The organism is Accumulibacter sp. (assembly GCF_031732815.1).
In the GTDB taxonomy this organism is placed as follows: Bacteria; Pseudomonadota; Gammaproteobacteria; order Burkholderiales; family Rhodocyclaceae; genus Accumulibacter.
This window is the reverse complement of the sequence record NZ_JAVMKF010000136.1, coordinates 2,641-4,803: the sequence shown is the minus strand read 5'-3', so window position 1 is coordinate 4,803 and position 2,163 is coordinate 2,641. Positions and strand designations below refer to the sequence as shown.

Sequence of the window (2,163 nt, the reverse complement as noted above, 5' to 3'; positions counted from 1 at the left end):
GGGAGCGGGTCGAGTTTTCGGTCGGCCGCGCCGCTTTCGCGCTCAGTCGCGGCGAGGAGCGCGTCGTCGAAAAGAAGGTCCGCCTGCCGCTGCGCTGGCTCAAGGGTTTCAGCGAGGTGCAGGCCTATCTGCCGCGGCTGCTGCTGCGGGCGGAGGTGGACGGCGGCGAGGCGCGCCGTTTCGCGCGCAGTCTGCCGCTGGGCAGCGTTCCTCGGCAACCGTCGTTCGTCGTCCCCTCCGGCGCCGCCGGCGCCGCGCTGCGCCTGAGCCAGCGGCCGGGTGAGGACGCGGTGGCGATCAGCGGCGTGCACCGGCTGCGCACGCTACCCGGACTGGTGCAGCGCGCCGAACGCCTGCGCATCTGGAGCGACGCGCTTTCCGGCGTTTCGGCGTGGGAAGTCGTCTTCGCCGTCGGCCGGGTGACGCTGCTGGTCAGCCCGGAAACTCAGCGTGGCTTTTCCGGCGAAGGCCAGGTCCTCTCGTCGCTCGCCTCCGCCGCCTGGCAGAAAGCCCTGCCGCGGGTACGCGCGCAACTGCGCTGGCAGAACGAGATCGACGTCGGCGAGGTGGCGCGGGCGACCGAGCTGACTGCCGGCGAGGTGGAAGCGGCGCTGGCGGCGCTCGGCGCGCGCGGGCTGGCCGGTTACGATTGCAGCACCGGCCGCTACTTTCACCGCGAACTCCCCTTCGACCTCGAGCGTGTCGAGGCGATGCAGCCGCGCTTGCTCGACGCCCGCCAACTGCTGGCTGAGAACCGGGTGCGGCGGCTGCCGGGCGGCGGCGACGGCGAGGATTTCGCCGTCGACGGCAGCGATGTCGTGCACCACGTTCGTTTGCGCGCCGACAGCGATCGCTGCTCGTGTCCCTGGTTCAGCAAGCAGCAGGGCGAGCGCGGGCCGTGCAAGCACATCCTCGCCGCCCGCCTGTTGCACGACGGCGACGCGGATACGAGCGTGGCCGCGCCGGCATGAACGAGTGAGCGAATGAACGAGCGGGACTTTGCCGCGCTCGTCGCCCGCCAGTCGCCGGCGGAGATCGTCGATACCCTGCTCGCCTTGCCGCCCGACGAGCGGCGCGCGCTGGCGCCGATCGCCGCCGGGCTGTGGAAGGAAATCGACGGTGGTCGGCTGCTCAACGAGTGGCAGGTGCTGCTCCCCGGCGCAGCGACGACGCGCACCGGAAACCTCGGACGCGCCTGGCGCGCGCAGCACGCCAAGCTCTCGCTCGCCGTCCTCGCGCTGTGCCCCATCGACAAGGCGAAGCGCGTGCAGATGCTGGCGCGCGGCGATACCGAGTTGCTGCTGCGGCGGGTGGTCGCGGCGCGCGACGCCGGCTGGCGCGACGCCTGGCTGGGCCATCGCTTGCGCGACGAGTTCCCGGGACTGACTTGGGACCTGGTGCGCGGCCTGGTGCGCGACGGATTGTGTCGCCGCCCGGACGACCGCGACGCCCTGCGCGGCTACCTGCAACTGATGGTCAGCGACCTCAATCCCGGCAGGTCGCCGCCCGGCGTCGAATACCTGCCGCTGAGCGCGCGCCTGCTCGCCGACCCGGACCTGCTCGACGACGAAATCTGGCGGCTCTTCACGGTCGACACCAACGTTTTCGACAACGCCTGGGCGCGTCGGGATGGGCAAAGCCCGGCCGCTTACGAGAGCTGGAGCGACGCGCTGATCAGGCTCGCCGCTGAGGGACGCCTCGACCGCCGGCGCCTGCTCGAAGCGAGTCTCGCCGGCTTATGGACGAGCAGCAGCTCGAACGTCCTCGCCGGCTACCACAAGCTGCATTCGCGGCTGGCGCCGAGCGCCGACGAGCTCGATGCGTACGAGGCGCTTTACCGCGAGTTGCTCGGCCATCGCAGCGGCCATGTCGTCGGCTTCGCGCTGCGCCAGCTTGCGCTGATTGCCCGCCGGCGGCCACTGACCGGCGAAGCGACGCTGGCCGCGCTGCCGCCGCTCTTCGCGCTGCCGAGCAAGGCCCAGCCGCTGGCGGCGCTGAAACTGGTCGCCCGCCTGCTCAAGCAGCAGGCGCCGGACGGCGAGTTGGCGGCGGCCGCGCACGCTGTCCTGCGCGAAGCGCTGCGCCATCCGGCGAGCGAAGTGCAGCAAACGGCGGCGCAACTTTGCTGTGCCCACGCCGCGGCCTGGAGCGCCGAGCAGCGGG

At 72.0% G+C, this 2,163-nt stretch carries 2 protein-coding genes; both read left to right on the top strand.

Features of this window, described 5'->3' with window-relative positions; translation table 11 throughout:
* Window positions 1-971 (top strand): SWIM zinc finger family protein (locus RKP46_RS09645; protein ID WP_311106450.1); only part of this gene is annotated, 971 nt, incomplete at its 5' end.
* Between the two features lie 12 nt (window positions 972-983).
* The coding region (locus tag RKP46_RS09640; RefSeq protein ID WP_311106449.1) for a DUF6493 family protein at window positions 984-2,163 on the top strand (1,180 nt) is incomplete at its 3' end.